The organism is Hyphomicrobium sp., from assembly GCF_019744875.1.
Taxonomy (GTDB): domain Bacteria; phylum Pseudomonadota; class Alphaproteobacteria; order Rhizobiales; family Hyphomicrobiaceae; genus Hyphomicrobium_C.
Genome location: NZ_JAIETU010000002.1, coordinates 1150835 through 1175560, shown reverse-complemented (window position 1 = coordinate 1175560; position 24726 = coordinate 1150835). Strand labels below are relative to the sequence as shown.

The window sequence follows — 24726 nt, the reverse complement described above, 5'->3', positions numbered from 1 at the left end:
GCGCTCTGTTGGATTTTTCCCCATGTCCGCCGACCTCATCAACCTCCGCAAGGCCCGCAAGGCGCGCGATCGCGTGGCCAAGGAAAAGCAGGCTGGGGAAAATCGCGTCAAGTTCGGGCGCACGAAGGCCGAGCGCCAGCAGGCCGAAGCGAGCAAGGATCTGACGCTCCGCCGCCTCGAGGCTCACAAGCGCGCAACGGGCAACAGCGGCGAAAATCCTCCGCCCGGAGACGATGAGGCATGACCCGCCCGGTCAAGCGCTCGTTCTCCATTCGCGGCCACCGGACGTCGATCTCTCTCGAGCATGCCTTCTGGGAGGCCTTGAAGGATGCCGCGGCGCGTGAGCGCATTTCGCTGGCCGCCCTCATCGCGCGCATCGACGAGACGCGCGGCGCGGCGGGCCTGTCCAGCGCCGTGCGTGTCTGGATCCTGCACGATGTGCGCGCCGCCGCCGCCGTCACGAGCTACGACGGCGGCAATCGCGACTGACTGACGTCAATTGAGCTGCTGGAACGGTTGCCACGCATCGTCCACGGGCCGCTTGCGGCGCGGCCGCTGCGTGGCGGGCGAGGGCGCTGCCTGCGGTGGCGGCGCGGCAGCTTCGAGGTCGCCTGCGGGCCGTGCGTCCTGCGGCGGGCGGGCGAGCGTATCGTCGGTGATGTCGGCCCCAGTCGGATCGGCTCCCGGCGCGGGCGCATCTCCGGGTGGCGCGCCGTCGGGCGCCAGGCCGTTCTGCGGCGCCGGGGGCGGTGCCGTGCGTTCCTGATCGGCTTCGAGCGCCTTGCGCCGCTCGGCTTCGATCCGCGCCTGCTCTTCCTCCTGGGCTTTGCGGCGCGCGGCATCTTCGCGTGCGCGCTGCTCGTCGAGCTTGCGCAGCCGTTCGAGCTCACCGACGTCCATCTCCATCTTGCGCACCACAAGCTCCCGCTCGAGGCTGCCCGCTGACACGGTCGGGACGAGATCCGCAAACTGGCTGAGCTTGCCGGAATACACGACAGTAACGGGCGGCAGCACCGCGCGCTCAGGCGAGGCCGCGAGCGCGCCGTCGAGCTTTGGCTCGATCTGCCATTCGCTGTCGATTTTCATGGTCGCGAGTTCGACGGCGGTCGCAAACGTAGATCGGCCGTCCTTCATCTCAATGCGCACCCGTTCGAGCTTGAGCGCGCCGTCGCCGATCAGGACCGGGATGGTGATTTTGCCGAGCTTGACCTCGCCGCTCTTCAGCGCCTCGCGAATGGCATCGGAAAGTGCTGCGCCGCTATTGGGTCCCTGGCCCGTCAGCGCCGACCGCGCCACCATCGAGACCGCGGCCGGAGAGTTGCCGGTCAGCGTCGCATCGCCGATCGTGATCTCGCCCTTTCCGGTCAGGGTCGAGAGGACGGCGGCGGGGCTGAGCGCCCGGCCGGAGAACGTCACGCCGAACGCGGCGGCGTCGCCCGGCGGCAGAGCGTCGTCGGCCCCATTGGTGCTGGGTTCGAGCGGCTTGCTGTCGATGTCGATCCGGAGAGCGCCGGACACTTCGACCCCTGCCGCCGCCTTCGCGATGTCGAGATGAGAGAGCATCCGCCCGCCCACCGCCTCGCCCGTGAGCTTCGTCACGTTGAGCGCGCCGGGTGCGAGGGTCGCCAGGAGGCGCGCGTTGCGAACCGTAAGCCCCGGTTCGATCTCCAGCGCCCCGATCTTGAGATCCACCGTGCCCGAAAGCTTGTCGAGCGGTGCGAGGTCGAACGTCTGCTCCGGCCAGACGATGGTCGGGGGGGCTGCCTGCGCTTCCGCCTGCTGCTGGCGCGCGTTGGCGCGCGGCGCCGGTGCCGGCGCGGGGGTAATGGAATTGAGGATGTCGGCATCGGTCGACTTGCCGAGCACCGGCCACAGCAGCGAAGCTATCGTTGTCTTGTTGGTGGTGATCTTGGCGTCGATCGTCTGCGGCCCGCCGTCCTTGGAGCTCAGCGAGACTTCGCCGGATAGAATGCCGCTGCCGATCGTCAGCGTGTCGCTGGTCAGCACCAGCTTGCCCGGGTTGCGCTGGATGTGGACCGCGCCATTCAGGGCGCCGGCTGCCATCCGGTCCGAGTTCGCGAGCCCGCTGAGCGCCAGCACCGTGCGGGCATCGGCGGCGGAAACCTGCAGGTGGCCATCTGCGGTGGACTGACCCGGCGCGGGCAACCGCAGCTTTCCGCGATAGCCGAGCGAAAGACCGTTGCCGGTCGCGTCGACGAGCGTGAGCAATCCGTCGGCCGGCACGCCGGTCGCCTTGAGGATCGCCCGCCCAACCTGAACGGCGGGAGGCTGGCCTGCAGCAGCGGCCGGTGTCGGCGGAGCGGGCTCCGTCGCGACCGGCTTGGCGCCGAACAAGGTCGCGATCACGCGCGCGATGTCCTGGCTCTCGAGCGACATCTGCGCGTCGAGCGGCGCGGATCGCCATTTGCTGCGGTCGCCGTCCAGCCGCACCGTGGCGTTCACGCGCCCGCCGCCGACCGTACCGTCGAGCGAAAGCGTGCTGCCGTCGGTCGGCGCACCGGCGAGCTGCAAGGTGCCCGCCACGCGGAAGGGCGCGAGGGCCGCGACACGGTCGAGGTCGGCCGTCCAGTCGGGATCGACGTCGAGCAGCGTCAGGAACGCGCGCGCCGCCTCCGGGTTGGGCGCGGATACGAGCCCGTGAATGGCCCCCTTGGGATGCGCAGGCACGTCACGCGCTTCGCCATCGGCTTCGACCGTGAGCCCCTGCGGGGTCGAGAACTTGAGGCGCGGGATCGAAAGCGTTCCGCGCTCCAGCCGGATGCTGGTGTCGACGTCTTTCAGGATCCGGCTGCCGTCGACCAGCTCGGCAACCTTGAGGTCGAGCGAGAGATCGGCCGTCTTGGGATCGAGCAGTTTCGTGACGGCGGTGTCGGGAGCGGCGCCCGCAGGGTCTGCGGCGGGCGCGTCGGTGCCGAGCAAGAGCCCGCGCATCACGTTGAGGCCGATCAGCCCGGGCCCGATCTGCGCAACGTCGATGCGCGGCCCTTCGACGGTCATGACGAGTTTTTTCTGCTCTCCGAGATCGATCTTGAGATCGCCCGCGAGCGGCGTATCGGCGAACTCGAACGCCGCATTCGACAGCGCCAGTGTGCCGTCTCCGAGCGCGAACTGCCCATCGAGCGAGAACGCCCCGTCGTTGCGGTCTGCGGCGAGCGTGGGATTGGCGAATCCCCAGGCGAGAAAGCGCAGCAGGCTTTTGCCGGAAACGAACAGCGAGCCGTCGAGGCGCGGCACCTTGCCGGACGGCGTCAGGATGCCGTCGAGCTCGAGCCGCACGCCGCCCGGCAGGTCGGCGCGCACGCCCTTCAGCTCCAGCGGCCCCCCGGCGCGCGACGCCGCAAGGCGCACGTTGCTGATCGGCTCGCCGCCGAGCGTCAGTTGATCGAATTCCAGCCGTGCGTTGGTGTCCGCCTCCTGCGGCAGGGCCGCGGCGAGTGCCTCGAAGTAGCCGCGCCCGGCTTCGAGCGGAACCTTTGCCTCGCCCGGCGGCGAGATCTGGTCGAGGTCGAGCCAGCGTGAGGCGAGCGAGAGGTCCACGCGCATGCGTTGCGCCCAGTCGAACACCGCTTCGCCCGTGATGAGCTGCGGTGTCGCGCCGGCATCGAGCGAGACGGCGATGTCCTTGAGTGCCACCGCCGTTGTCGATCCCGTCAGCTTGGCCTTGAGATCGAAGCCGCGCGAGCCGTTCGCGGCCGGAGCTGCACCCTTTTGTGCCTCAGATACGACAGCCGGCGGAGCGGCGACGTTGGGCGAAGCCGGCCCGGTTTGCGCGCCCGCCGCAGGCTCCGGCTCAACAACAGGATCGGCCGCGGTGACGGGCGCTGGCTTCGGCCCATGTCCCAGGGCGAATTTCGCCGTCAGGTCACCGTCCAGAGTCGGCTTTTCCTTGATGTCGCTCAGCCGTCCGTCGAACACGTAGCTGTTGGAGGTCGCGGGAACGTCGATGGCGGTCTTGAAGCGCAGCACGCCGTCGGTATCCATCTTCGACGTCGCGAGCTTGATGTGGCGCAGTGTGCCGCCCCAGTTGGCGCTGCCGCGGAATTTGAATGGGCCTTCGAGAGCCTCGGCCGTCAACTCGCCGTTGACGTCGTCCAGGCGCGCCAGCTCGTTGCGCTGCGGGCCGCTGATGATGACCGCCCCGTCATGGACCTGCACCGACTGCAGCGCCACGTCTTTGGGCACGAAACGGACCGCGTCGGGCGAGAAGGCCAGCGTCCGCCAGTTGCCGCTTCCCTGCTCGTTGGTGGACAGGCTGACGACGGGCCGGCCCAGCTCGACGCGATGGGCTTCCAGCACGCCGCGCAGAAGCGGCGGCACGGAAAGCCACATCGTGAAGCTCTCGACCCGGATGATGGAGTTGCCGCCGTCGGCGCCGAGATCGGCGATGCGGAGCTTCTCGAAGCTGACGAACGGCGCCGGCAGCAGGCGCACGTTGACGGCGCCGCCCACGCGCACCTCGCGGCCCAACACGCGCGAAGCCTCTTCTTCGAAGACGCCGCGATAGCTGTTCCAGTCGATGAAGCGCGGCACGGCGAAAAGAACCGCCAACGCGGTGATCAGAATGCCGCCGAGATAGAGGAGAGCGTTGTTCATCCGCGTCTTGTCTGCTCAAGATCCATTGGAACTGCGATCGCGAAGACGCGGGCCGCAGCCGCGCGCCGCCAGCCAGCACGCCACGGCGCGGCTGAACCGCGCAACAGACCTGCTTGCCCCCCGGCGCGGTCGACAGCAGACCGCTCTGGCAACGCCGTGTGCAACCGGCGACGCCGCCGCGTCACCATAGCCCAACAGTGACCACAAGTGTGACCCCCAATTGGGGCATTTTCCTGTGGGCACACGGGAGTTAGGTGGCCAACGCAAAAAGCCGTCCTATATTTTTGTCATGTGGGCACTTTTGCCCGCCCCGTTGCCGCCCACTGCTGGGTGCTATAGATCGAACCCGATGTCGCAAAACGATAAACGAGCCGCCCAGGACGGGGACGGCGATCTCCCGCCGTTCGATCTGCCGATGGCTCCGAACGCGGCGGCCCCGCGTGCGCAGGGGCTGGAGCGCGCCCATGGGAGCGACGCCGAGCAGAGCCACGACGCATTCAACGATGCCCCGCCCGAACGCCGCTCCATCTCCGAGCGCGCCCGCGCGAGCGCCATGCCGCCTTACCTCAACGGCCTCAATCCCGAGCAGCGCGCCGCGGTCGAAGCCCTCGACGGCCCCGTGCTGGTTCTCGCGGGCGCAGGCACCGGCAAAACCCGCGTTCTGACGACGCGCATCGCCCACATCCTGGCGACCGGCCGCGCCTACGGCAGCCAGATCCTCGCCGTCACGTTCACGAACAAGGCCGCGCGCGAGATGAAGACGCGCATCGGCACGCTTGTCGGCGGCGCTGTCGAGGCCATGCCGTGGCTCGGCACGTTCCACTCCATCGGCGTCAAGATCCTGCGCCGTCACGCCGAGCTGGTCGACCTGAAATCCGGTTTCACCATCCTCGACACCGACGATCAGCTCCGCCTCATCAAGCAGGTGATCGACGCAGAGGGACTGGACAAGGACCGCTGGCCGGCGCGCCAGCTCGCGGGCCTCATCGACAGTTGGAAAAACCGCGGCCTCACGCCCGCGAAAGTGCCCGCCGGAGAGAGCTTCGGCTTCGCCGGCGGCAAGGGCGCGCATCTCTATGCCGCCTACCAGAAGCGCCTGAAGGAACTCAACGCGGCCGACTTCGGCGATCTCCTGCTCGAAACGCTCCGGTTGTTCTTGGAGCACCCGGATATCCTCGCCGACTACCATCGCCGCTTCCGCTACATCCTGGTCGACGAGTACCAGGACACCAACGTCGTCCAGTACCTCTGGCTGCGCCTGCTCGCCCAAGGCTCTCCGAATGTCTGCTGCGTCGGCGACGACGATCAGTCGATCTACGGCTGGCGCGGCGCCGAGGTGGACAACATCCTGCGTTTCGAGACCGACTTCCCCGGCGCCAGGATCATTCGCCTGGAGCGCAACTACCGCTCGACGGGACACATTCTCTCGGCGGCCTCGGGCCTCATCGCGGCCAATAAGGGCCGTCTCGGCAAGACACTCTTCACCGACGGCGAGCGCGGCGACAAAGTCACCGTCATGGGCGTCTGGGACGACGAGGAGGAGGCGCGCTCCATCGTGCGCACCATCGAGGAGCAGCGCGCGGCTGGCCAGCGGCTGAACGAAATCGCGATCCTCGTGCGCGCCTCGTTCCAGATGCGCGCCTTCGAAGACCGCTTCGTCACGACCGGTCTGCCCTATCGCGTCATCGGCGGCCCGCGCTTCTATGAGCGCGCCGAGGTGAAGGACGCGCTGGCCTATCTGGAAGTGACGCACAATCCGTCGAACGACCTCAAGTTCGAGCGCATCATCAACGTCCCGAAGCGCGGCCTCGGTGACACCAGCGTCGAGCGCATCCACGCCCTGGCCCGCGCCCGCGCCGTGCCGCTGTTCCGCGCCGCCCGCGAGATCATCGAGACCGAAGAACTCGCCGGCAAGGCGCGCAAATCGCTGTCCGACCTCGTGCACGCCTTCGAGCGCTGGCGCGGCCTCTCCGACGGCATGAAGCACACCGAGCTGGCCGAGCTCATCTTGGACGAGAGCGGCTACACCGCGCACTGGCAGAGCGACAAGAGCCCGCAAGCCCAGTCGCGGCTCGAGAACCTGAAAGAACTTGTGCGCTTCATGCACCAGTTCGAGACGCTGGAGAGCTTCCTCGAGCACGTCAGCCTCGTCATGGACACCGAGCAGGGCGACGACGGCGACCGCGTCAGCCTCATGACGCTGCACGCCGCCAAGGGCCTCGAGTTCAACACGGTCTTTCTTCCCGGGTGGGAGGAGGGGCTGTTTCCCCATCAGCGCTCGCTCGACGAAAGCGGCGAGAAGGGCCTCGAAGAGGAGCGCCGCCTCGCCTACGTCGGCATCACGCGGGCCCGCAAGCTGGCCAAGGTGTCGTTTGCGCAGAACCGGCGCACACGCGGCCTCTATCAGTCCGCCATTCCGTCGCGTTTCGTGGACGATCTGCCGGAAGGCGATACCGAGGTCATTGAAACGAAGAGCCCGTTCGGCGGCGCCTATCAGAATTTCGGCAATCCGTTCGAGCAGGGCGGCTTTGGCCGGGCGCCGTATGGCAAGAGCCGCTTTGACGACGCATCACCGCGCTTCGGGGCGAGCTACGACACGCCCGGCTGGCAGCGCGCCAAATCGCATGAAGAAGCAAAATCCGCCAACTGGTCGCGCGATGCGGACCGCCAGAAGCAGGCGGGTATGCGGCCCATGCGGCCGCCGATCACCATCGAGGGCGAGCTGATCGCATCATCGGCGGCGAAGGGGGCCGGCTACACGGTAGGCGCGCGCGTCCGCCATCAGAAGTTTGGCCCCGGCACCGTCACCGACGTCGACGGCAACAAGCTCACGATCGAGTTCGATCACGCCGGCCGCAAACGGGTCGTCGACAGCTTCGTCGCGCGCATCTAGCCCGCTCGGCCGCGCCCAACCCTCACGCCGTAGCTCCTCATGCTCCCACCATTTAAACCGGTGTCACCTTCGTGACGAAATGACAGGGGCGGTACTTCCGCGTGTCGATCTTGACGCGTGAGCCGACCGGCATCGGCGGTTGCCCGCGCGTATCGAGAAACAGCACTAGCCCACTGTCCGTAATCACCTCGGCTGTGCTCGTTGCCCACAGGCGTACCGTTCCGCTGAAGGTATGTAGCTCCGGTTCGAACCGGTCCAGGTCGTCCATTTCCCGTCGTCTCCATCGGATCAGCTGAGAGCGCTCGAAATTTGAAGCTGAAGCCATCGCCGCGCAAGCCCGGCTTTGGTGGTCATGGCAATTGCCCTTGGGTATTTGCTAAACGTCCTCGGACGTAAGCGGAACAAAGCATACGGGAATAATTTCCCTCTGCACGGACGATTGATCGCTCCGCATTTCGACAACAATGAGTTGCTGCGCGCTTTCCCCGACCGGCAGGGCAAGGCGCCCGCCCGGCCGCAATTGGCGCACCAGGGCCTCGGGCACCCGGGCCGGAGCGGCGGCGACGAGGATGGCGTCGAAGGGGGCCTCGTCCGGCCAGCCGCGATGACCGTCGCCGATGCGCGTGGTCACGTTCGAAAGTCCGAGATCGGAAAATGTGCGCGCTGCCCGTTCGGCGAGCGGCGCGACGATTTCCATCGAGAACACATGTTGCGCGAGCCGCGAGAGGATAGCCGTCTGATATCCGCAGCCGGTTCCGATTTCGAGCACCCGCGCGTCGGGCGCCAGATGCAGCAGCTCGGTCATGAGCGCGACGATGAACGGCTGCGAGATGGTCTGGCCGTAGCCGATCGGGACGGGAACGTTGAGATAGGCGCGCGCCCGGTCTTGCTCAGGAACGAACAGGTGGCGGGGTACCGCGAGCATCGCATCGCGCACGCGAGGTGAAAGCGAGCCCGCTTCTGGCATGTGGGCATACCTCGCGAAGCACTGACCGATCGCGATCACCATCGCCTCGCGCGCTGAAAAATCAGCGTCTGGCGCAGGGATTTCTGCGCCGCATGCCGGCGTCGCCGCAATGGTGGAAGCGTGCGTGGCGAGCGTCTTATCGTCGTTTGCGCTCATGGTGTCTCCAGCGATCTTGGGCGTCGATCGTCTGCAGTTGTCGTTCACCTCAGACAAGACATGAGACCTCGCGCGGCGGGCTGCAACCCGCGTCCTGCAACCATCTGAGAAGTGCGCGATAGAAGTCGTGCGCGATCGATCAACTCGCTCGGAGCAAAACTTTGGACATGTTTTCGACCAACTCCCAACGCATGGAAGGCGTGTGCGGATTATGGTTAGCGTCAAGGAGATGAGTAATGGTTTTCAATCGCAAGCCCGAGCCCGTTCCAGTCGAAGCCCCCGCACCGCAGCTCCGTCGCCTTGATCGCAACATCGGCGTCGAGAAGCAGCACCTGCATGCAGTCGCGTCCGCCGGGTCCGATACGCAGTCCGTCATCGGCAACGATCTCTCGATCGAAGGCCAGACGATCACGATCCGCTGCAAAGGCTCCCTCAAGGTTCTCGGCAACATCCAGGCCGATCTGCACAGCCGCCAGCTCGAAGTCGGCAAGGAAGCCGTCATCAACGGCGCGATCGCGGCCGAGACGGTCGATGTGTTCGGCCGCGTATCCGGCGCCATCATGGGCACGCACGTCGTTCTTCACGCCGGTGCCGAGGTCGACGGCGACATCCACAGCCACCTGCTGTCGATCGAGCAGGGTGCGGTGTTCGACGGCCGTTCGCGCCGCGTGCGCGATCCGGCTGAAATCGCCCCGCAGCTCGAACGCAGCCCCGGATCGGAAGCCGCAGGTCAGTCCTCGGCCCCCCAACCCTACGCCACGCAGACCTATCAGCCGCCGCTCGCTGGCTGAGGTATCGCGCGCGACGGCGCCGGCCGCTCGCGCGCGCCCATGAATGTGCTACCAAGCGCCGGGGATGGCGCGGCTTCGAAGCCGTGGCGTCCCCGGATCGTTTTGGGGCATGGCATGAACTATCGACACATCTATCACGCTGGAAATTTCGCCGACGTCCTGAAGCATGCCGTGCTCGCGCTCGTCATCGAGCACCTGAAGCTCAAGCCGCAGCCGTTCCGCGTCGTCGACACGCACGCCGGCATCGGCCTCTACGATCTCACGAGCGTCGAAGCGCAGAAGACGGGCGAATGGCGCGACGGCATCGGCCGCATCCTGGCCAGCGAGCCGCCGGCTCAAGTGGCCGAGATCCTCGCTCCGTATCTCGGCGTGCTGCGCGAGTTGAACGAGGGCGGCGCGCTGAACGCCTATCCTGGCAGCCCGCTACTCGCGCGCCGGCTGATGCGCCGCGGCGATCGGCTCGTCGCGAACGAGGCTCATCCGGAAGATGCGGAAGCGCTGGCCGCGCTGTTCGCAAAGGATCCCGCTGCCAAGGTCATGACGATCGACGGCTGGGCCGCACTGAAAGCCCTGTTGCCGCCGAAGGAACGCCGCGGCGTCGTGCTGATCGATCCGCCGTTCGAGGAGCCCGGCGAATTCCGCCGCCTGCTGGAAGGTCTTTCCGCCGCGCATCGGCGGTTCGCCACCGGCACCATCATCATCTGGTATCCCGTCAAGGACACGCGCGCCGTACGCGCCTTTCAACGCGACGCCGCCGCGCTGGGATTGCCGAAGCTGCTCTCGGTGGAGCTCTACGTGCGCTCCCCGCATCTCGAAGGAGAGTTGTCGGGCACGGGGCTTCTCGTTTTAAATCCTCCGTACACTCTCGAAGAGAAGCTCGCCCGTCTACTTCCGTATTTCGTGCAGACACTCGCGCGCGCGAAAGGTGCGGAAAGCCGCATGACATGGCTCACCGGCGAGCGCGTCGCGTAACATCCTCGTGAGATCGCAGGATTACGTTTGAACGTCGCGCCGCGAGGGTTGCGTGCCCCGCATCTTTTCGGAATACTTCGAAGCTCCCGGCGATGCGTGTTCGTCTTCGAAAGACGCATCAAAACCAAGAACACTGTGCGGGCACGCTCGCGCAGGAAGGCCGAGGTTCGAGTGGACGTCATTCGAGTGACTACAACAGCCCGAGTGAATCCGAGAGCGCGCAAGATCGCGCGTTCGAAAGTTTCGATCTCCCATCGAAGGTGAGGCCGGTTCGCCCGGCTGAAGCATTGCCCGCGCTTCTGCCGGTCTCCAAGAACCGACGCGGGCTGTGGAGACGTGAGATGCGCCAGGTTGGAACTGTTAAATTTTACAACGATCAAAAAGGCTATGGCTTCATCAAGCCGGACAGCGGGGGGAACGACGTGTTCGTGCACGTCACGGCAATCGAGAGGTCCGGCATGGGTGCGCTGGCGGAGGGCGCGCGCATTTCCTTCGATACGGAACCGGACAAGCACGGCAAGGGGCCGAAGGCCGTGGATCTTCAACGGGCCAATTGAGTCGCCGAATTCTGGCACGCGGTTCGGCCGCGTTGTCTCCGTGCAACGAGACCGCGGAAAACCATCGGTTCCGCGTGCTTTCCTGTGCATGACGGATAGGCGGGGCGCAGTAGTTGGGGCAGAGTCCCCGCGGTTCTGCCAATTAAACGCACGAACTGCTGCGTTCATTCTTAGGGAGAAGATCAATGCTCAAAGCTGTGCGTTCGACGATGGCGCTCGCAGCCGTCGCGGGCTTCGCGTTCACTGCAACCGTCGCTGAGGCCAAAGAGTGCGTCCGCAAGGGCGCCGTCGGTGAAGCCGGAAGCCAGCAGGATGCGAAGCTGCAGGTCGATGAAGCTCTTCTCCAGGCCGTCGATTGGGGTGCCTGGGCTGCGTGGATGGGCTCCAACAACAAGGTCGGCGCGGCCGCGAATCTGCCGGGCTACACCTACGGCGCCCGCAGCTACAGCTGCAAGCAGGGCGGCTCGTGGGGCTGGACCTGCCGCGGTTCCGCCACAATCTGCAAGCTCTAAGCGTCAGGCAAACCCGACGTAATGATGCCGCGCCCCCACACCGGAGGCGCGGCATTTTTCATGGAAACAACGAGGATTGGCGCGAACTGCGCCGCTTTGTGTGAGGATAGTGAAGGGTAAATTACTCTTCGCGCGGAGGGGAAAACCACTTCGGGATTTATTTCGGCCCGTTAGTAAAGCTGCGCATAATGTCGCCAAGCGCTCTAGGCATGCTCGAAGGACACGGCTATAGCAGCGTGAACACCAAATGAAATTCGGCCGTTACGGAGAAACTTGATGGGTTTCGTGTCCAGGTTCGCCCTCGCAACTGCACTGACGGGCGCTCTCGCTTTGGCAAATCCGGCCATCGCGGGATGCAAACGCATGGGCTTCACCGTCAATGACTACGGCAAGGATGGCCCGACGCGCGACGCCAAGGATCTGCTCGACAAGCACATCGCCACGTGGGCGGCGGAGCAGGGCATCGAGAAGTACACGGTCGGCAAGAAGGATGTCGACTGCGAGCTCTACTTGAACCTGATCGTCGTCGACGAGCACACCTGCACCGCCAACGCGACCGTGTGCTGGGGACCGGACATCAACAAGGTTCAGGACGCGAAGGCGCCCAAGAAGCCCGCCGCCAAGAAGGAAGAGACCGCTTCGACGAGCAAGCCTTCCGACGCCGCAAAGGAAGCCAAGCCCTCCGACGAGAAGGCGAAGGAGACGGCCTCGACCGGCTCTTCTTCTGAGAAGTCTTCGTCCGAGAAGAAGTCCGAGGACACCGCCGCCGCGCCGAGCGAGTCTGACGCGACCGAGCAGAAGGCCGCTGAGACCAAGCCCGCCGAACAGCCGACGGCTGTCGAGACCGGCACCATCCCTGTCGCGCCCGCTGCTGCCGCAGCGACCGCAACCGCCGCAGGCGCAACGACGGCTGAGCCCGCGAAGGTCGAGCCCGATGCATCCGCGAATGCACCGGCTAACAATGCTGCCGCCGCCGCCGCAGAATCGGCCGCTGCTGCCGCCGAACGCGCCGCCGCTGCCGCAGAGCGCGCAGCCGATGCCGCCGAGCGTGCCGCCGCCGCACTGACCGCCCAGGCGCAGGCAGCACCAGCCGCACCGGCCGCAGCCGCGCCGTCGACGCCGCCCACCGAGAGCGCACCTGCCGCGACGGCAACGACGCCTGACGCATCTTCGACGTCTTCGTCGACGGCAACCACCGCTCCTGTCGCGCCCGTGACGCCGACGCCCTAACTCTTCAAGGCGTCGAGCGCTCTGCGCGACGGCCTGGAACGATTACGCCCGCCCACGAAAGCTCCTGCGAGCCGCCGTGGCGGGCGTTTTTCTTGGCGGTGGTGCGGCTCTTATTGAAACCTAGGGCGAGGACAGCCGGTCGAGCCTGAGGCGGTGGCGCTCGTCGGTCAGCAGCATCACGGAGCCGATCCCCGCCGCGACTACGGCGAGCCCGGTAGAACCGGCGATGAGCATCAGGATCATCACCTGATACTTGGCCGCCGAGACGGGATCGACCCCGGCCAGGATCTGTCCCGTCATCATGCCGGGCAGCGAGACGATGCCCGTGGCGGCCATGGCGGTGAGGATCGGCATCGATCCGGTGGTGAGCGCGCGGCGCAAGCTCGGCCGCAGCGCCTCGTAACGGCTTGCCCCGAGCGCCAGCCGCGCCTCGATGGCGAGCCGGTCGCGCACGGCCGACGTGCTCATGGTGTCGAGCACGAGGCTCGTTCCGGTCAACGCATTGCCGAGCATCATGCCGAAGATCGGCAATACATAGCGCGGCGCATACCAGGGGTCGGGCCCGATAACCGCGACCATCGCGAAAATCGTAGCGATGAGCCCGGCCGCGAACGGCGCGCCCGCGCCAAGCGCCAGCACCGCCATGCCGCCGACGCGCCGCTCCTGCCGAGCTATGACTTCGTATCCGGCGGCGCCCGCCATGAAGAGCGCGAACAGAACGGTCCAGACAGGATTGTCGAGCGCGAAGATCCATTTCAACGCCAGCGCGACCACAGCGAGCTGCACGATCATGCGAACGGCCGAGATGGCGATCGTGCGCTCGAGTCCGAGACGGAACCAGATCGACACCGCACCGTTGGCGATCAGCAGCAGCGCGGCGATCGCAAGATCGGAAAATCCGAGATCGATGTACGTCATGGCTGTGCGCCCTTTCCGCCGCTTGTCGAGCGTTTGAGGGGGCCGAGCTGGAGCCGCGCGTGGGCGAGGCGTCCGACCAGCGCCGCGTCGTGGCTGGCGATCAGCACGCATCGTCCGGCCAGCAGTTGAAAGCGGATCAGCTCCTCGACGAGCGCGCTCGAGGCGACATCGAGCGGCCCTGTCGGTTCGTCGAGCAGCAGCACCTTGGGCTCGTCGATGAGCGCGCGCACCAGCGCGATCCGCTGGCGCTCGCCGGTCGAAAGCAGGCTGACGGGGCGGTCGAGAACCTCCTGGTCGAGGCCGAGCGCCGAAATGAGCCGCGCCGCGCGGGCTTGGGCCGCGGCCGTGGTGGGCAGCGTAGCGCGGGGCGTATCCGCCCACCAGCCGGGTTCGGCGGCAACATAGCGGGCCAGCTTGCGCCAGTCCGTGGCCGCCACCTCGCCACGCTCATGTCCGTCGATGAAGAGATGTCCCTCGTTCGGGTCGAGGTCGGCGATGGCCCGCAGGATGCGCGTCTTGCCGGAGCCGGATGGCCCCTCGATGGCCAGGCATTCTCCACCCGTGACGGCGAACGACAGCGGCGGAAGCTGTCCAATTCTGAGGTGCTCGACTCGCAGCAAAAGATGTCCTCACCGGAGATCGCGGAAGGGACGCTTTAGCAAGCGGCAAGGCGCGAGGCCAGTCTCAGGAAGAACGAGGAGGCGCGGGACGAGGGGCCGGAACGATCCGGGCGTGCCCTGTTAGGGCCGCATCGAGGATGCGGATGCGGGCATGTGCACGTCGCTATGCCCGTATCCGGACCCGCCGGCTGTGGGCGACGGCCCGCCGACCGTGATGGGGGCGAGCGCGGCGTTCCGCATCGTCTCCGTGAACGATTCGCGGTCGAACGGCTTCAGGAGGTAGGTATGTGCGCCGGCCGCGAAGGCTTTGCGGATATCGGCCGGATCGTTCTCGGTCGTGATGTAGATCACGAGCGGGCGATGCTCGATGCCGGAGAAGCGAAGCGCCGAGAGGAATTCGACGGTCGTCTTGCCCGGCAGCCGCCAGTCCAGCAGCACGGCCGCAATGTTCTGGGTGCTGATCACATGCAGCGCTTCGTCGGCGTTCCGGGCTTCTACCACCTCGCACGACAACGATTCGAGGTAGTGCCGCGCGACTTTGCGGACAACCTCGGAATGATCGGCGATGAGACAGCGCTTCATCAGAGCCTCGAGCGCGCGCTCTTCCCCTGCGGGAAGGCGATCCATCCGCGTCGCGCGCGGACCAAGTCATTTGTGATGTAAAGGAGTTAATGACTGGTTGAGGAAGCCGCTCGAATGCAGTCTTTGCGTGGTCGCGGCTGACCCCTAAGGGTGCACTATCACCCTTGTGCGGATGCGTATTTTCCACTCCCCACGGGGGATGTTCCGCGCGCTGGGGGCGCGCGCTTAGAAGTTAACCGAGGGCGGACAGTAGGATGTCCTGCCCGTCCTTGACGATCGACAGCGTCATGCCTGCCGTCTGCGCCAGCCGCCACGTGTAGTAGCTCTGGATGGTCATCGCATCCAAGGGGGGCACGCCTTCGCCGGAAATGAACTCCCCGAGGTGCATCGGCGGGCGCGCGCTCGTGCCCTGGCAGCGCAGCACGAAGTTCGGGCTCTCGTTGGTGCCGGACATCAGCACGGCGATCTCGCCGCCGCGCGGGAGCGCGGTGATGGCGACGGCGATGAGGTTGAGAAGCAACTTGACCTTGTCCTTGGACATATGGCCGCCGAGGCCCTGCCAGACGAGCTTGTGCTTGCCGGCGCCGAGGAACCCCCGGGAAATCTGCTCGGCGGTGCCGAGGTCGATGAGCGATCCGGCCGATCCGGCGGCGCCGAACGCGAATCGCGCGAACTGCAGGCGGGCCGATGCCTGCTCCGTCACGTTCCGGATGACGCTGAGCGCATAGGCCTGCGCCTCGGCGTCGTCATCCTCGCTCAGGATTTCCAGACCGTTGTAGATTGCCCCCACCGGGCCGATGACGTCATGGCAGATCTTGCTCGAAATGAGGGCAGCAAGCTCGAGATCGGTGGGATGAACGCGATCAGTCATAGAAAAACCCCCTGGCGATCGATCTGCATGTAGTCTCGTGTCGTGGTTCGGCCCTTCCGGGGCCGGCCGCGCGCAGGATCGAGGGCGCGTCCGGGCTTGTGTGTTCTGATACACGGCGCCCGGTGGATCTGCAAAGCCCGATCCGGCAATGACGATTCGCACGGCGGACATTGAGCGGCATATGAGTCTTGACGGACACGCAGGATCGCGGCGGGCGCGCCGGATGGGGTTACAGGAAACGAATCGGGGCGCTGTCCGATGAGGGCGTTCGACTTTCCCGCGCTGGCCGAAAGCCTCCTTCCCGTCGTGCTCGCGGCCGGGCAAGCGCAGATGCGCTACTACCAGTGCGGCGTCGCCGTCGAGACGAAGCCGGATTCGTCGCCCGTCACCGTGGCCGACCGCGAATCGGAAGCTCTGCTCCTGGAGGGCCTGTGGAACGCCGCCCGTGGCGTGCCCGTCATTGCCGAGGAGAGCATGGCGCTCGGTGCGGCCCCGGCCAAGAGCCGCTCGTTCTTTCTGGTCGATCCGCTCGATGGAACGCGGGAGTATGTGAACCGCGTCGGCGAGTTCACCGTCAACGTCGGTTTGGTGGTCGATAGCGCGCCGGTGTTTGGCATGATCTACGCACCGGCCTTGGGAGATTTGTACGTCACCCTCGGAGAGGGCCGTGCCGTCGAGGCGCACGTTCCCCTCGACGAGCCCAACGCCACACTCTCTTCGCTGCCGCTGCGCGACCTGCGCACGCGCCAGCCGAACCCGGAGTCACTGACCGTCCTCGAAAGCCGTTCGCATCGCACGGCCGAGACCGAGGCGTTCCTCACCGGCTACACCATCGGCGAGGTCAAGCGGTCCGGATCTTCTCTCAAGTTCTGCCGGATCGCGCGGGGCGACGCGGACTTCTATGTCCGCCTCGGCCCGACCCGCGAATGGGATACGGCAGCGGGCCAGGCCATTCTGGAGGCGGCAGGCGGAAGCGTGACGGATCTATCCGGCAAGCGCCTCTCATACGGCAAGGCCGAAGGCGGTTACGGCAATCCGCACTTCGTAGCCTGGGGACGCGATCCGATCGCCGCGCGCACCAAAGCAATTTCAGATCGCTGAAAAGCTTTTAGCCCGTGAGGCTTGTCGTGTCCGGCTGTCGATCCGTGTCCGCACGGCGTGCGATCTAGCCACACTTTGGTAACACTTTAAGGAAAGAATCGCGGTCGGGTTCGGTTCGTTTCACCGCGCAGCGCGCGCGTCTCCGCCTGTCTGCGAGATCCAAGGATTTCGATAACCCATGACAACGTTTGTCTGCCTTCGCCGCTGGTTCGCATCTGCCGGATCGGCGCTGATAGTGTTCGCAGTCGCAGCCCCTGCGATGGCCCAGGACGGCCCTTGGCGCGCGCCGGATTCGTATGACAACGGGTCAAACGGGTCATATGACAACGGCGGCTACGGCGGCCGCGCTCAGCCTCCCGCCAACGACGCCTATGTGCCGCGCGGCGATTCCGGCGGCGGCTATCGCCAGAACGGCGACCAGTACGGCGACAGGGGCGCCCCGCGCGACACCTACGGCTCACGCCAGAACGACGCCTATTCGCCGAATTCCGGTGGTGGCGGAGGCGGCTATGGCGGAGAGCAGCGCCGGCCCGATCCCTATGCGGCCGGAAACGACACGTATTCGCCGACCCGCGCCCGCCAGAATGAAGCCTACGGCAATGCCCCCCCGCAATCCGATCCGGGCGGATACGGCGAGCCTTATGCTCCGCCGCCGGGTGAAGGCGCGCCCGGCTACAGCCAGGGCGGCCCGCCGCCGTCCGACGAAAAGCACTATTCGCAGAACGAGATCATCCAGGCCGGACACGGCTTCTTCGGCGCCATCAGCAAGGGTCTGGCAGAGGCCGTGGAATACGCCTTCAAGAGCCAGGGCCGCCCGAACGGATACATCCTTGGCGAAGACGCCGGTGGCGCCTTCGTGGTGGGGTTGCGCTATGGCGAAGGGCGCCTGTTCACGAAGGACGCCGGGGAGCACAAGGTCTTCTGGCAGGGTCCGACCGTTGGCTACGACGCCGGCGCGGAAGGCTCGAAAACGATGGTCCTTGTCTACAACCTTCGCGATCCCTCGGAAATTTATGAGAGATTCGGAGGCGTGCAGGGCGCTGCATATTTGGTGGGCGGCGTCTCCGTGCAGTTCCAGAAGTTGAACGACGTCACGCTCGCGGTCATTCGTTCCGGCGTTGGACTGCGCCTCGGCGCCAATGTCGGGTACTTGAAGTATACCCGTGCGCCGACATGGAATCCTTTATAGTGAACGGATGAACCCGCGCTGGCGTATCGGACTTGCGCCGGATATCGCGGGCGGCTTTAGTCGCTGAGCGCCAGTCGCCGCAGCTTCGTTGTGGCGACGTGGAGCAACGGTTGGCGCACGGGATGCTGGCGTACGAAATGTTGTCGTTCGAGATGTCGTTCGAGACGGTGGCGGTCGAGATGAAAGGAATGGCCAGAGGGATGCGCTGGTGATTACGATCCAGTCGGCCATGCTGGTTGCGCTCGGATTCTTTTCGGCAGGCCTCATCGGCTTTCTGCTGGCGCCTCTCTATGGCCGCCGGTCCGCGCGCCTCGCCACCGAGCAACTCCACGCCACGATGCCTTTGACGTCGATGGAGATTGCCGCCGACAAGGACCGCCTGCGCGCGACCTATGCGCTGACCATCCATAAGCTCGAGCAGAAGGTGGAGCGGGCGACGTACTCGGCCGCCCGCCAGCGCGTGGAGCTCAGCCGCCGCGACGCCAGCATCAGCGATCTCGAAGGCGAGGTGGGACGGCTCCGCTCAGCGCTCGAGGAGCACGAGAACGCGCGCCGCGTCCTTGAGCAGACCATCGCCGACCGCATGCCCAAGGTCGAGTATCGCCTGAACGAGACAAAGAAGCTGCTCACACAGCGCGATCGCGAGATCGGCAACCTGACGCAGACATCGGGCCGCCAGTCGCAGGCGCTGGATGAGGCCACGCAGATCAACGCCCAGCAGCGCGACGAAATTCACCGCTTGAATGCGACGCTCGCGGCCCGCGCCGCGCGCAACCGCGAAACCCTCGCCGACCCCCGCTTCGACGGCGAAGTGGCGCTGCGGTCCGAGATCGAGGCCCTGCGCACCAAGACGCGCGAGCAGGCGTCCGTGATCAGCAAGCTGCAGGGCACCCTCTCAAAGTCCGCCGCGCGCATCGAGCAGGGGGACGCCGTGTCCGCGTCCGCCGGGGGACTGTCTGCGCAGCCGTCGCCGGCTTCGGGCGAAAAGGCGGCCGAGAGCATGGAAGCCGCGGCGGAGATCAATCGCCTGCGCAAGGATCTCGTGGACGCGGAGAACGCGCTGCGCTCGGCGCGAGGCATGGCAGAGGCGGGCAACGCCGGCCAGGCCGCGCGCGAGACCGAGATCCGCACCCTCAAAACCGTCAACGAAGACCTCGCCGCCGAGGCGGCGCGCCTGCGGGCCGCGCTTGCCACTTATGAAGCGGAAGACGTCGACGACCGCACCATGAAGGAAAGCAAAGTCGCGATGCGCGCGCGCGTCAGCGCGTTGCAGGCTCAGGCCGAAGAGCAGTCCGGCACCATCCAGCGCCTGCGCGCCGAGATCGCCGCGGCCAATGAAAAGCTGGCGCGCCAGGCTGCTCATTTCATGGACGAGATGCGCCGCCTCGGCGCCGGCACCCTGCCGACCTCGGGCGCGCGCCGCGAAGCGAACATCCGCCCCAAGCAGCCCCTGGTCGAACGCATCAACGCGCCGCGCCCGCCGCGTCCGGAAGAAACCGGCATGCGCCGCGAGGGCGAGGATCAGCGCGTGAGCGGCTTCCTGCGCGCGCTCGACGGCGTGTCGGAGGTGACGAACGGGGCTGCCGCATCCAAAGTCGCTTCGCCCGATACAGCCGCAGCAGACGGCGACGTCCGCAAGCCCGTCCGCCGCGCCAGCCTCATCGAGCGCATCACGCGGGCCGAAAAGCCAGTGGCCTGATCCGGCCCGGTTTCGACGGCGCGAAATCTCCGGCATTGCCCACCAAATCGGTGCCCCAAAGCGCCGGCTTTCCGGCTGCGTCATTCTGTCGGGTTTGCCGGCCGCCTCGTGACAATTTCGCGGCTATTTCCATGGCGGCCCTTACGGTCTAATGGTGGGCACGGGCGGCCGCCTGGAGCGGGGGCGATCGCGTCGCATTTACGATTTTCCGCGGCTTTCGCCCGCCAAGTTTTCGGTTGCGGAAAAGTCAGAAATGCAAATATAGCCGCACCGCATTCGTCTCCCACCTGATCAGGACGCACCAGATGCAACTTCGCGAGAAGCTAGCCGCCAAGAAGGCTGTCATCGGCATTCTCGGTTTGGGATACGTCGGCATCCCGCTGGCGCTGCGGTTCAGCGAAGTGGGCTTTCCAATTCTGGGCTTCGATATCGATCACGATCGCGTCGCTGCATTGAATGCCGGCAAGAGCCCGATCAAGCACATCACCGGCGCCGACATTTCCGCTATGGTGGGCAACGGTTTCGAGGCGACGGCCGACTTCTCCAGGATCGCCGATGTTGACGCGATCGTCATCTGCGTGCCGACGCCGCTCAGCAAGCATCGCGAGCCCGACCTGTCGTTCATCACCGGCACGATGGATACGATCACGCCGCACCTTCGCAAGGGGCAGATCCTCTCGCTCGAGAGCACCACGTATCCGGGCACGACCGCCGAGGTGCTTCAGCCCTATATTGTCAGCCGCGGTTTCAACATCGGCGAGGACTACTTCCTGATTTTCTCGCCCGAGCGCGAGGATCCCGGCAATCCCAACTTCTCGACGCGCTCCATTCCGAAGATCGTCGGCGGCACGACCCCCGTTTGCCGCGAGCTTGGCGAGCTTCTTTACGGCGCCGCGGTCGATCGGGTCGTCCCCGTATCCTCGACGCAGGTCGCAGAACTCACCAAGCTCCTGGAGAACATCCACCGATCGGTCAACATCGGCCTCGTCAACGAGATGAAGGTGATTGCCGACCGGATGGGTATCGACATTTTCGAGGTCATCGATGCCGCCGCGACCAAGCCCTTCGGCTTTACCGCGTATTATCCCGGCCCCGGCCTCGGCGGACATTGCATCCCGATCGATCCCTTCTACCTGACCTGGAAGGCGCGCGAGTACGGACTGAGCACGCACTTCATCGAGCTCGCCGGTGAAATCAATCGCGCCATGCCGGAGTGGGTGGTGACCAAGATCGCCGACGCTCTGAACGATCGCGAGAAGTCGCTCAAGGCCAGCCGAATCCTGGCTCTCGGCATCGCCTACAAGCGCGACGTCGACGACATGCGCGAGTCGCCCTCCGTGATGGTGATGGAAATCCTGCGCAGTCGCGGCGCCATCGTCGAGTATGCCGACCCGAACGTGCCCGTGTTCCCCAAGATGCGTGAGCATCGCTTCGACCTAAAGTCGGTGCCGCTCGATCCCAAGCAGATCGCCTCGTACGACTGCGTCGTGCTCCTGACCGATCACTCCGACTTCGACTACGACATGATCCAGAAGAGCGCGCGCCTCGTCATCGACACGCGCGGCAAGTACCGGGACGTCTACGAGAACGTCGTCAAAGCGTAGCTTTCAAGGGCTTTCCCGCGAGGCGTGGTCTCGCCCCAGAGGATCGCGAGGCCGCGCCTGCGCAGTCTTCGCGTCACGTCAGACTTCGTATCCCTCAGGCTGCGCTGCTGCCGCGCCGTCTCGCAAACAACGCGAAGAGGACGCCGAGCAGGCCTCCGGTCGCCCCCGCGGCGAAGAGAGCGGGAACGGCATAACCCGGCAGGAAAGATCCGGGAACGAACGGCCCCGCGCTCGGGGTGTAGAGCGACCTGAATTGCGTGCGCAGGCTTGCGTCGGCGCGCGCCAGGAGGTCGTCGTACTGCTTCACCAACTCCTTCAGCGCTGTGGTTGCCTGCTCGCGCGGGATGCCGAGATCGGCGATCGCTTGTTCGCTCGTGACGATGTCGAGTTCCTTTTGCAGCGCCGAGGCTTCGAAAGCCGTGTCCTGGCGCTTTTTTAGGGTCTCGTGAATGAACTCGTTGGACGAGGCGCGTTCCGCCAGTTGCAGAATTTCCGCAATGCCAGATTCACCGAGCTGCAGCGCATCCTTGGAGAACGCGCCCGCGCCCTCGGTGGAAGGCACCGACTGGCGCGGCCTCAGCAACTTGTCGAGGGCCGCGTCGTACTGCGCAACGTTCCGCATCAGCTCGGCGAGCCTCTGGCGGGTCACGGTTGTGTACGCGATGCCCACGCCATCCTTGGCCTGGAACGCGACGGCTTTGATGGTGCCGAAGTAAATGCTGTCGAACGTGCTGAGACGCTCGGCCAGGGTCGCGACCGAGACACCCTGTTCGCTCATCAGCCCCGAGAAGCGGTTGTCTTCGGCGAGCGCCTTCAGGCCCTTTCGCATGGTGTCCAGCGCCGCATCGACAACGAGGACGCTCGCGACCGAGCCCATTTTCTCATCCGCCGGCGGGATAGAGACCGGCGTGACGCCGTCATTGGCGAAGATGTTGAAGCGCGTCGAATAGACCTCCGTCCAGATCTCTGGCAGCGCGCGCGCAATGGCCATGCCGGCAGCCGTGTCGAGACCCATCAGGGAGTGGTTGATATCGATCTGAACCGACGACTGGATCGCCGCGCGCAGCTCGTTCTGGTATTCGGTGTTGATCGCGGTGAGGTCGGTCTGCGTCAGATTGCGCGCCTCGAGCCGGCGCTGGTAGTACCGCTGCATTCCCGCGATGATCGGCGATCCGTATGCGGCCGTGAAGGCCGCGCGCATCTTGATCTTGGGATCGATCTGGAAGCGCCGGCGCACCTCCGAGAGAACTTCCGGTGCCACGATGTTCTGCGGCGAGAATCTCGCTCCGCCCGGATAGCGCTCGTTCGTGATACCGTTGAGGTCGATGAAATACACGACCGGGCGGTTTACTCGGACCGCCGATGCCGTGATGTAAATGGCCGCAATTGCCGTGGCTATCGCGGCGCAAAAGAAAATCCATCCCCGACCGCGCCAAATCCGTGAAAGAATATCGGCAATCGAAACTTCATCGGTCGGTTCGGAAACTTGCGCCATTAATCTATTCACCAGAGGTTGCGATTTCCGATGGGTGCCGTGATGGTTATAGCAGTTTAGAGAAACGGTAAAGCACGGGGAATCTGCACAGTTTTTGCCCGCTACGTAGTGCCGCTCTTGCGGATCCCGCCCATCGCGCCGCAGAGGGCGTCAACCACGCGATCCATATCAGAGTCGCTGAGGTCCGGGCCCATCGGCAGGCTCAGGACGTGGCGCGCCGCCCAGTCGGAAACGGGCGTCTCCCGGTCCGCGCAGAGGTCGCGGTAGGCCGGTTGCTTGTTGAGAGGGAGCGGATAGTGCACGGCGGTCGGAATTCCCGCACCCTGGAGCGCTGCCTGCACCCGCTCGCGATCCGGCACGGCGATCGTGTACTGGGCGTGCACGCTTGTCCGCCCGGGCTTGACGGCAAGGCTCCGCACTGCGCGGGCCGGCTCGCGCCAATCACCGGCCGTCAGCGGAAGCGCGCCCGGGACATGGGCAAGGATTTCGCGCGTGTAGCGGGCCCCAATGGCCTCGCGGCGCGATACTTCCCACGAAAAACGCGTCAGCTTCGCGAGCACGATGGCACACTGCAGCGTATCCATGCGCCCGCCCACGCCGATGCGCGTATGCACGTAGCGCTTGCTCTGGCCGTGGATGCGGATCTCGCGCGCCGCCTGCGCCAGCGCGTCGTCGTTCGTGAAGAACGCGCCGCCGTCGCCGTAGCAGCCGAGCGGTTTCGAGGGAAAGAAGCTCGTGCAACCGATCGTGCTCAGCCCGCAGCTCTGCCGCCCGTCGAGCGTTGCCCCGAAGCTCTGCGCTGCGTCCTCGATGACGGGAATATTGCCATGGCGCGCGGCGACAGCGTTGATCGCGTCGAGATCCGCCACTTGGCCGTAGAGGCTCACAGGCATGATCGCCTTCGTGCGCGGCGTGATCAGCGCCTCGATCAGAGCGGCATCGATGTTCAGGGTGTCCGGCTCGATGTCCGCGAACACGGGTGTTGCGCCGAGCAGGGCGATCACCTCGGCCGTGGCCACGAACGTGAACGGCGTCGTGATCACCTCGTCGCCGGGCCCGACGCCGAGTGCCATCAAGGCAATCAGCAGCGCCTCGGTACCGCTCGCCATCGTGACGCAATGCCTGGTGCCCACGAACGCCGACAGTGCAGCTTCGAGCTCCACGATTTCCGGCCCCATGATGTACTGGCCGTGGGCGAGAACGTCTGCAATGCGCCGGTCGATCTCGGGCTTGATGGCGGCTTGCTGGGTCTTGAGATCGATGAACTGCATGGCGCTCGTTGCTGCGGAAGGGCTGGACCGATGTGATTTGGAAATAGTGTGATCGAGAAATTGGATGAAGAAACAATCGGCTTTTGCTGGATCGTTCAGTCGGGCGCCGGTTGGCAGATGTCGTTGCGGAGAATATATCGGCGCCCCGTCGCCGGACACGCAGCCTCCTCCCCGTCGCCCGAAGCGGGCAGGTCCAGCCGCTCGCCGTGCTCGCTCATCCAGCCGATGCGCTCGCCCGGCACCCCGACCATCAGCGCATAGTCGGGAACGTCGCGGTTGATCACGGACCCGGCGCCGACGAATGCGTAAGCACCGATCGTGACGCCGCATACGATCGTCGAGTTCGCGCCGAGAGTTGCCCCGCGCCTGACGCGGGTGTCTCGGTACTCGCTCTTGCGCGACACGTGGGAGCGCGGATTGTAGACGTTCGTGAACACCATGCTCGGCCCGCAGAACACGTCGTCCTCGATCGTGACGTTGTCGTAGACCGACACGTTGTTCTGGATCTTGACGTTGTTGCCGATCGTCACGCGGTTGCCGACGAACACGTTCTGGCCGAGCGAGCATTCGCGGCCGATGACGGCGCCGCCCGAGACGTGCACCCAGTGCCAGATCCGCGTGCCGTCGCCGATTTGAGCGCCGTCGTCCACGATCGCGGTCGGATGCACGGAAAAGGACACGGGG

Annotated in this window: 22 protein-coding genes; 12 read left to right on the top strand and 10 right to left on the bottom strand. The window is 65.7% G+C overall.

Going from position 1 to position 24726, the window contains the following annotated elements:
- Positions 1–22 precede the first annotated feature (22 nt).
- Both K2Y42_RS05555 and K2Y42_RS05550 read left to right on the top strand, forming a co-directional pair.
- Complete coding sequence (locus tag K2Y42_RS05555; protein ID WP_291149472.1) at positions 23–244, top strand: DUF4169 family protein; 222 nt, start codon at positions 23–25, stop codon at positions 242–244.
- Complete coding sequence (locus tag K2Y42_RS05550) at positions 241–489, top strand: ribbon-helix-helix domain-containing protein (RefSeq protein ID WP_291149468.1); 249 nt, start codon at positions 241–243, stop codon at positions 487–489. The genes K2Y42_RS05555 and K2Y42_RS05550 overlap by 4 nt, the downstream gene beginning before the upstream one ends.
- Positions 490–495: 6 nt before the next feature.
- Here K2Y42_RS05550 and K2Y42_RS05545 read toward each other — a convergent pair whose 3' ends face one another.
- Positions 496–4614, bottom strand: a complete 4119-nt coding sequence (locus K2Y42_RS05545) for an AsmA family protein (RefSeq protein WP_291149465.1) — start codon at positions 4612–4614, stop codon at positions 496–498.
- 349 nt (positions 4615–4963) lie between these two features.
- Between K2Y42_RS05545 and K2Y42_RS05540 the strand changes: the two genes are divergently transcribed.
- A complete protein-coding gene (locus tag K2Y42_RS05540; protein ID WP_291149463.1) occupies positions 4964–7507 on the top strand; it encodes a UvrD-helicase domain-containing protein in 2544 nt (847 codons plus the stop codon).
- A gap of 52 nt (positions 7508–7559) precedes the next feature.
- On the opposite strand, the gene K2Y42_RS05535 is transcribed toward K2Y42_RS05540, so the two are convergent.
- Both K2Y42_RS05535 and K2Y42_RS05530 read right to left on the bottom strand, forming a co-directional pair.
- A complete protein-coding gene (locus tag K2Y42_RS05535) occupies positions 7560–7775 on the bottom strand; it encodes a hypothetical protein (protein ID WP_291149461.1) in 216 nt (71 codons plus the stop codon).
- Between the two features lie 108 nt (positions 7776–7883).
- A complete protein-coding gene (locus tag K2Y42_RS05530) occupies positions 7884–8630 on the bottom strand; it encodes a protein-L-isoaspartate(D-aspartate) O-methyltransferase (protein ID WP_291149459.1) in 747 nt (248 codons plus the stop codon).
- Positions 8631–8866: 236 nt separating this feature from the next.
- Between K2Y42_RS05530 and K2Y42_RS05525 the strand changes: the two genes are divergently transcribed.
- The 5 genes from K2Y42_RS05525 to K2Y42_RS05505 all read left to right on the top strand — a co-directional run bounded on the left by K2Y42_RS05525 (position 8867) and on the right by K2Y42_RS05505 (position 12692).
- A complete protein-coding gene (locus tag K2Y42_RS05525; RefSeq protein ID WP_291149456.1) occupies positions 8867–9421 on the top strand; it encodes a polymer-forming cytoskeletal protein in 555 nt (184 codons plus the stop codon).
- A 114-nt stretch (positions 9422–9535) separates the two neighbouring features.
- Positions 9536–10393 (top strand): 23S rRNA (adenine(2030)-N(6))-methyltransferase RlmJ, encoded by an 858-nt coding sequence (rlmJ, locus tag K2Y42_RS05520; protein WP_291149454.1) that lies wholly within the window; start codon positions 9536–9538, stop codon positions 10391–10393.
- Between the two features lie 341 nt (positions 10394–10734).
- Entirely contained in the window at positions 10735–10950 is a 216-nt protein-coding gene (locus K2Y42_RS05515) for a cold-shock protein (protein WP_291149452.1), read from the top strand.
- A gap of 185 nt (positions 10951–11135) precedes the next feature.
- Positions 11136–11462: a hypothetical protein gene (locus K2Y42_RS05510; protein WP_291149449.1), complete on the top strand. Its 327-nt coding sequence runs from the start codon at positions 11136–11138 to the stop codon at positions 11460–11462.
- A 276-nt stretch (positions 11463–11738) separates the two neighbouring features.
- On the top strand, positions 11739–12692 hold the full coding sequence (locus K2Y42_RS05505) for a hypothetical protein (RefSeq protein WP_291149446.1): 954 nt from the start codon (positions 11739–11741) through the stop codon (positions 12690–12692).
- 120 nt (positions 12693–12812) lie between these two features.
- Here K2Y42_RS05505 and K2Y42_RS05500 read toward each other — a convergent pair whose 3' ends face one another.
- The 4 genes from K2Y42_RS05500 to chpT all read right to left on the bottom strand — a co-directional run bounded on the left by K2Y42_RS05500 (position 12813) and on the right by chpT (position 15683).
- Positions 12813–13610, bottom strand: coding sequence for an ABC transporter permease (locus K2Y42_RS05500; RefSeq protein WP_291149443.1), 798 nt, complete (start codon positions 13608–13610; stop codon positions 12813–12815).
- The gene (locus K2Y42_RS05495; RefSeq protein WP_291149440.1) at positions 13607–14230 is read right to left on the bottom strand and encodes an ATP-binding cassette domain-containing protein; all 624 of its coding nucleotides are present in this window, start codon (positions 14228–14230) and stop codon (positions 13607–13609) included. Before K2Y42_RS05495 ends, K2Y42_RS05500 begins: the two co-directional genes overlap by 4 nt.
- A gap of 120 nt (positions 14231–14350) precedes the next feature.
- Positions 14351–14812 (bottom strand): response regulator, encoded by a 462-nt coding sequence (locus tag K2Y42_RS05490; RefSeq protein WP_291149438.1) that lies wholly within the window; start codon positions 14810–14812, stop codon positions 14351–14353.
- A gap of 232 nt (positions 14813–15044) precedes the next feature.
- Positions 15045–15683, bottom strand: a complete 639-nt coding sequence (gene chpT, locus K2Y42_RS05485; RefSeq protein ID WP_291149435.1) for a histidine phosphotransferase ChpT — start codon at positions 15681–15683, stop codon at positions 15045–15047.
- A gap of 258 nt (positions 15684–15941) precedes the next feature.
- On the opposite strand from chpT, the gene cysQ reads away from it, so the two are divergent.
- The 4 genes from cysQ (at position 15942) to K2Y42_RS05465 (ending at position 21276) form a co-directional block, all read left to right on the top strand.
- Positions 15942–16784: a 3'(2'),5'-bisphosphate nucleotidase CysQ gene (gene cysQ / locus K2Y42_RS05480; RefSeq protein ID WP_291149433.1), complete on the top strand. Its 843-nt coding sequence runs from the start codon at positions 15942–15944 to the stop codon at positions 16782–16784.
- 178 nt (positions 16785–16962) lie between these two features.
- The gene (locus K2Y42_RS05475) at positions 16963–17973 is read left to right on the top strand and encodes an EipA family protein (protein ID WP_291149430.1); all 1011 of its coding nucleotides are present in this window, start codon (positions 16963–16965) and stop codon (positions 17971–17973) included.
- Positions 17974–18181: 208 nt separating this feature from the next.
- Positions 18182–19672: a hypothetical protein gene (locus K2Y42_RS05470; RefSeq protein WP_291149427.1), complete on the top strand. Its 1491-nt coding sequence runs from the start codon at positions 18182–18184 to the stop codon at positions 19670–19672.
- A 305-nt stretch (positions 19673–19977) separates the two neighbouring features.
- On the top strand, positions 19978–21276 hold the full coding sequence (locus K2Y42_RS05465; RefSeq protein ID WP_291149426.1) for a nucleotide sugar dehydrogenase: 1299 nt from the start codon (positions 19978–19980) through the stop codon (positions 21274–21276).
- Between the two features lie 94 nt (positions 21277–21370).
- Here K2Y42_RS05465 and K2Y42_RS05460 read toward each other — a convergent pair whose 3' ends face one another.
- The 3 genes from K2Y42_RS05460 to K2Y42_RS05450 all read right to left on the bottom strand — a co-directional run bounded on the left by K2Y42_RS05460 (position 21371) and on the right by K2Y42_RS05450 (position 24722).
- Entirely contained in the window at positions 21371–22612 is a 1242-nt protein-coding gene (locus K2Y42_RS05460) for a hypothetical protein (RefSeq protein WP_291149425.1), read from the bottom strand.
- A gap of 260 nt (positions 22613–22872) precedes the next feature.
- On the bottom strand, positions 22873–24042 hold the full coding sequence (locus tag K2Y42_RS05455) for a DegT/DnrJ/EryC1/StrS family aminotransferase (protein ID WP_291149421.1): 1170 nt from the start codon (positions 24040–24042) through the stop codon (positions 22873–22875).
- Between the two features lie 95 nt (positions 24043–24137).
- Positions 24138–24722, bottom strand: coding sequence for an acyltransferase (locus K2Y42_RS05450; RefSeq protein WP_291149417.1), 585 nt, complete (start codon positions 24720–24722; stop codon positions 24138–24140).
- Positions 24723–24726: the final 4 nt, after the last annotated feature.

Excerpts from the sequence above, each read along its gene's own strand:
- K2Y42_RS05490 (WP_291149438.1), bottom strand. The coding sequence starts at position 14,812 with ATGAAGCGCTGTCTCATCGCCGATCATTCCGAGGTTGTCCGCAAAGTC.
- rlmJ (WP_291149454.1), top strand. The coding sequence starts at position 9,536 with ATGAACTATCGACACATCTATCACGCTGGAAATTTCGCCGACGTCCTG.
- K2Y42_RS05500 (WP_291149443.1), bottom strand. The coding sequence starts at position 13,610 with ATGACGTACATCGATCTCGGATTTTCCGATCTTGCGATCGCCGCGCTG.
- K2Y42_RS05550 (WP_291149468.1), top strand. The coding sequence starts at position 241 with ATGACCCGCCCGGTCAAGCGCTCGTTCTCCATTCGCGGCCACCGGACG.
- K2Y42_RS05535 (WP_291149461.1), bottom strand. The coding sequence starts at position 7,775 with ATGGACGACCTGGACCGGTTCGAACCGGAGCTACATACCTTCAGCGGA.
- K2Y42_RS05540 (WP_291149463.1), top strand. The coding sequence starts at position 4,964 with ATGTCGCAAAACGATAAACGAGCCGCCCAGGACGGGGACGGCGATCTC.
- K2Y42_RS05465 (WP_291149426.1), top strand. The coding sequence starts at position 19,978 with ATGCAACTTCGCGAGAAGCTAGCCGCCAAGAAGGCTGTCATCGGCATT.
- K2Y42_RS05475 (WP_291149430.1), top strand. The coding sequence starts at position 16,963 with ATGACAACGTTTGTCTGCCTTCGCCGCTGGTTCGCATCTGCCGGATCG.
- K2Y42_RS05555 (WP_291149472.1), top strand. The coding sequence starts at position 23 with ATGTCCGCCGACCTCATCAACCTCCGCAAGGCCCGCAAGGCGCGCGAT.
- K2Y42_RS05510 (WP_291149449.1), top strand. The coding sequence starts at position 11,136 with ATGCTCAAAGCTGTGCGTTCGACGATGGCGCTCGCAGCCGTCGCGGGC.
- K2Y42_RS05545 (WP_291149465.1), bottom strand. The coding sequence starts at position 4,614 with ATGAACAACGCTCTCCTCTATCTCGGCGGCATTCTGATCACCGCGTTG.
- K2Y42_RS05515 (WP_291149452.1), top strand. The coding sequence starts at position 10,735 with ATGCGCCAGGTTGGAACTGTTAAATTTTACAACGATCAAAAAGGCTAT.
- K2Y42_RS05525 (WP_291149456.1), top strand. The coding sequence starts at position 8,867 with ATGGTTTTCAATCGCAAGCCCGAGCCCGTTCCAGTCGAAGCCCCCGCA.
- K2Y42_RS05530 (WP_291149459.1), bottom strand. The coding sequence starts at position 8,630 with ATGAGCGCAAACGACGATAAGACGCTCGCCACGCACGCTTCCACCATT.
- K2Y42_RS05505 (WP_291149446.1), top strand. The coding sequence starts at position 11,739 with ATGGGTTTCGTGTCCAGGTTCGCCCTCGCAACTGCACTGACGGGCGCT.
- K2Y42_RS05455 (WP_291149421.1), bottom strand. The coding sequence starts at position 24,042 with ATGCAGTTCATCGATCTCAAGACCCAGCAAGCCGCCATCAAGCCCGAG.
- cysQ (WP_291149433.1), top strand. The coding sequence starts at position 15,942 with ATGAGGGCGTTCGACTTTCCCGCGCTGGCCGAAAGCCTCCTTCCCGTC.
- chpT (WP_291149435.1), bottom strand. The coding sequence starts at position 15,683 with ATGACTGATCGCGTTCATCCCACCGATCTCGAGCTTGCTGCCCTCATT.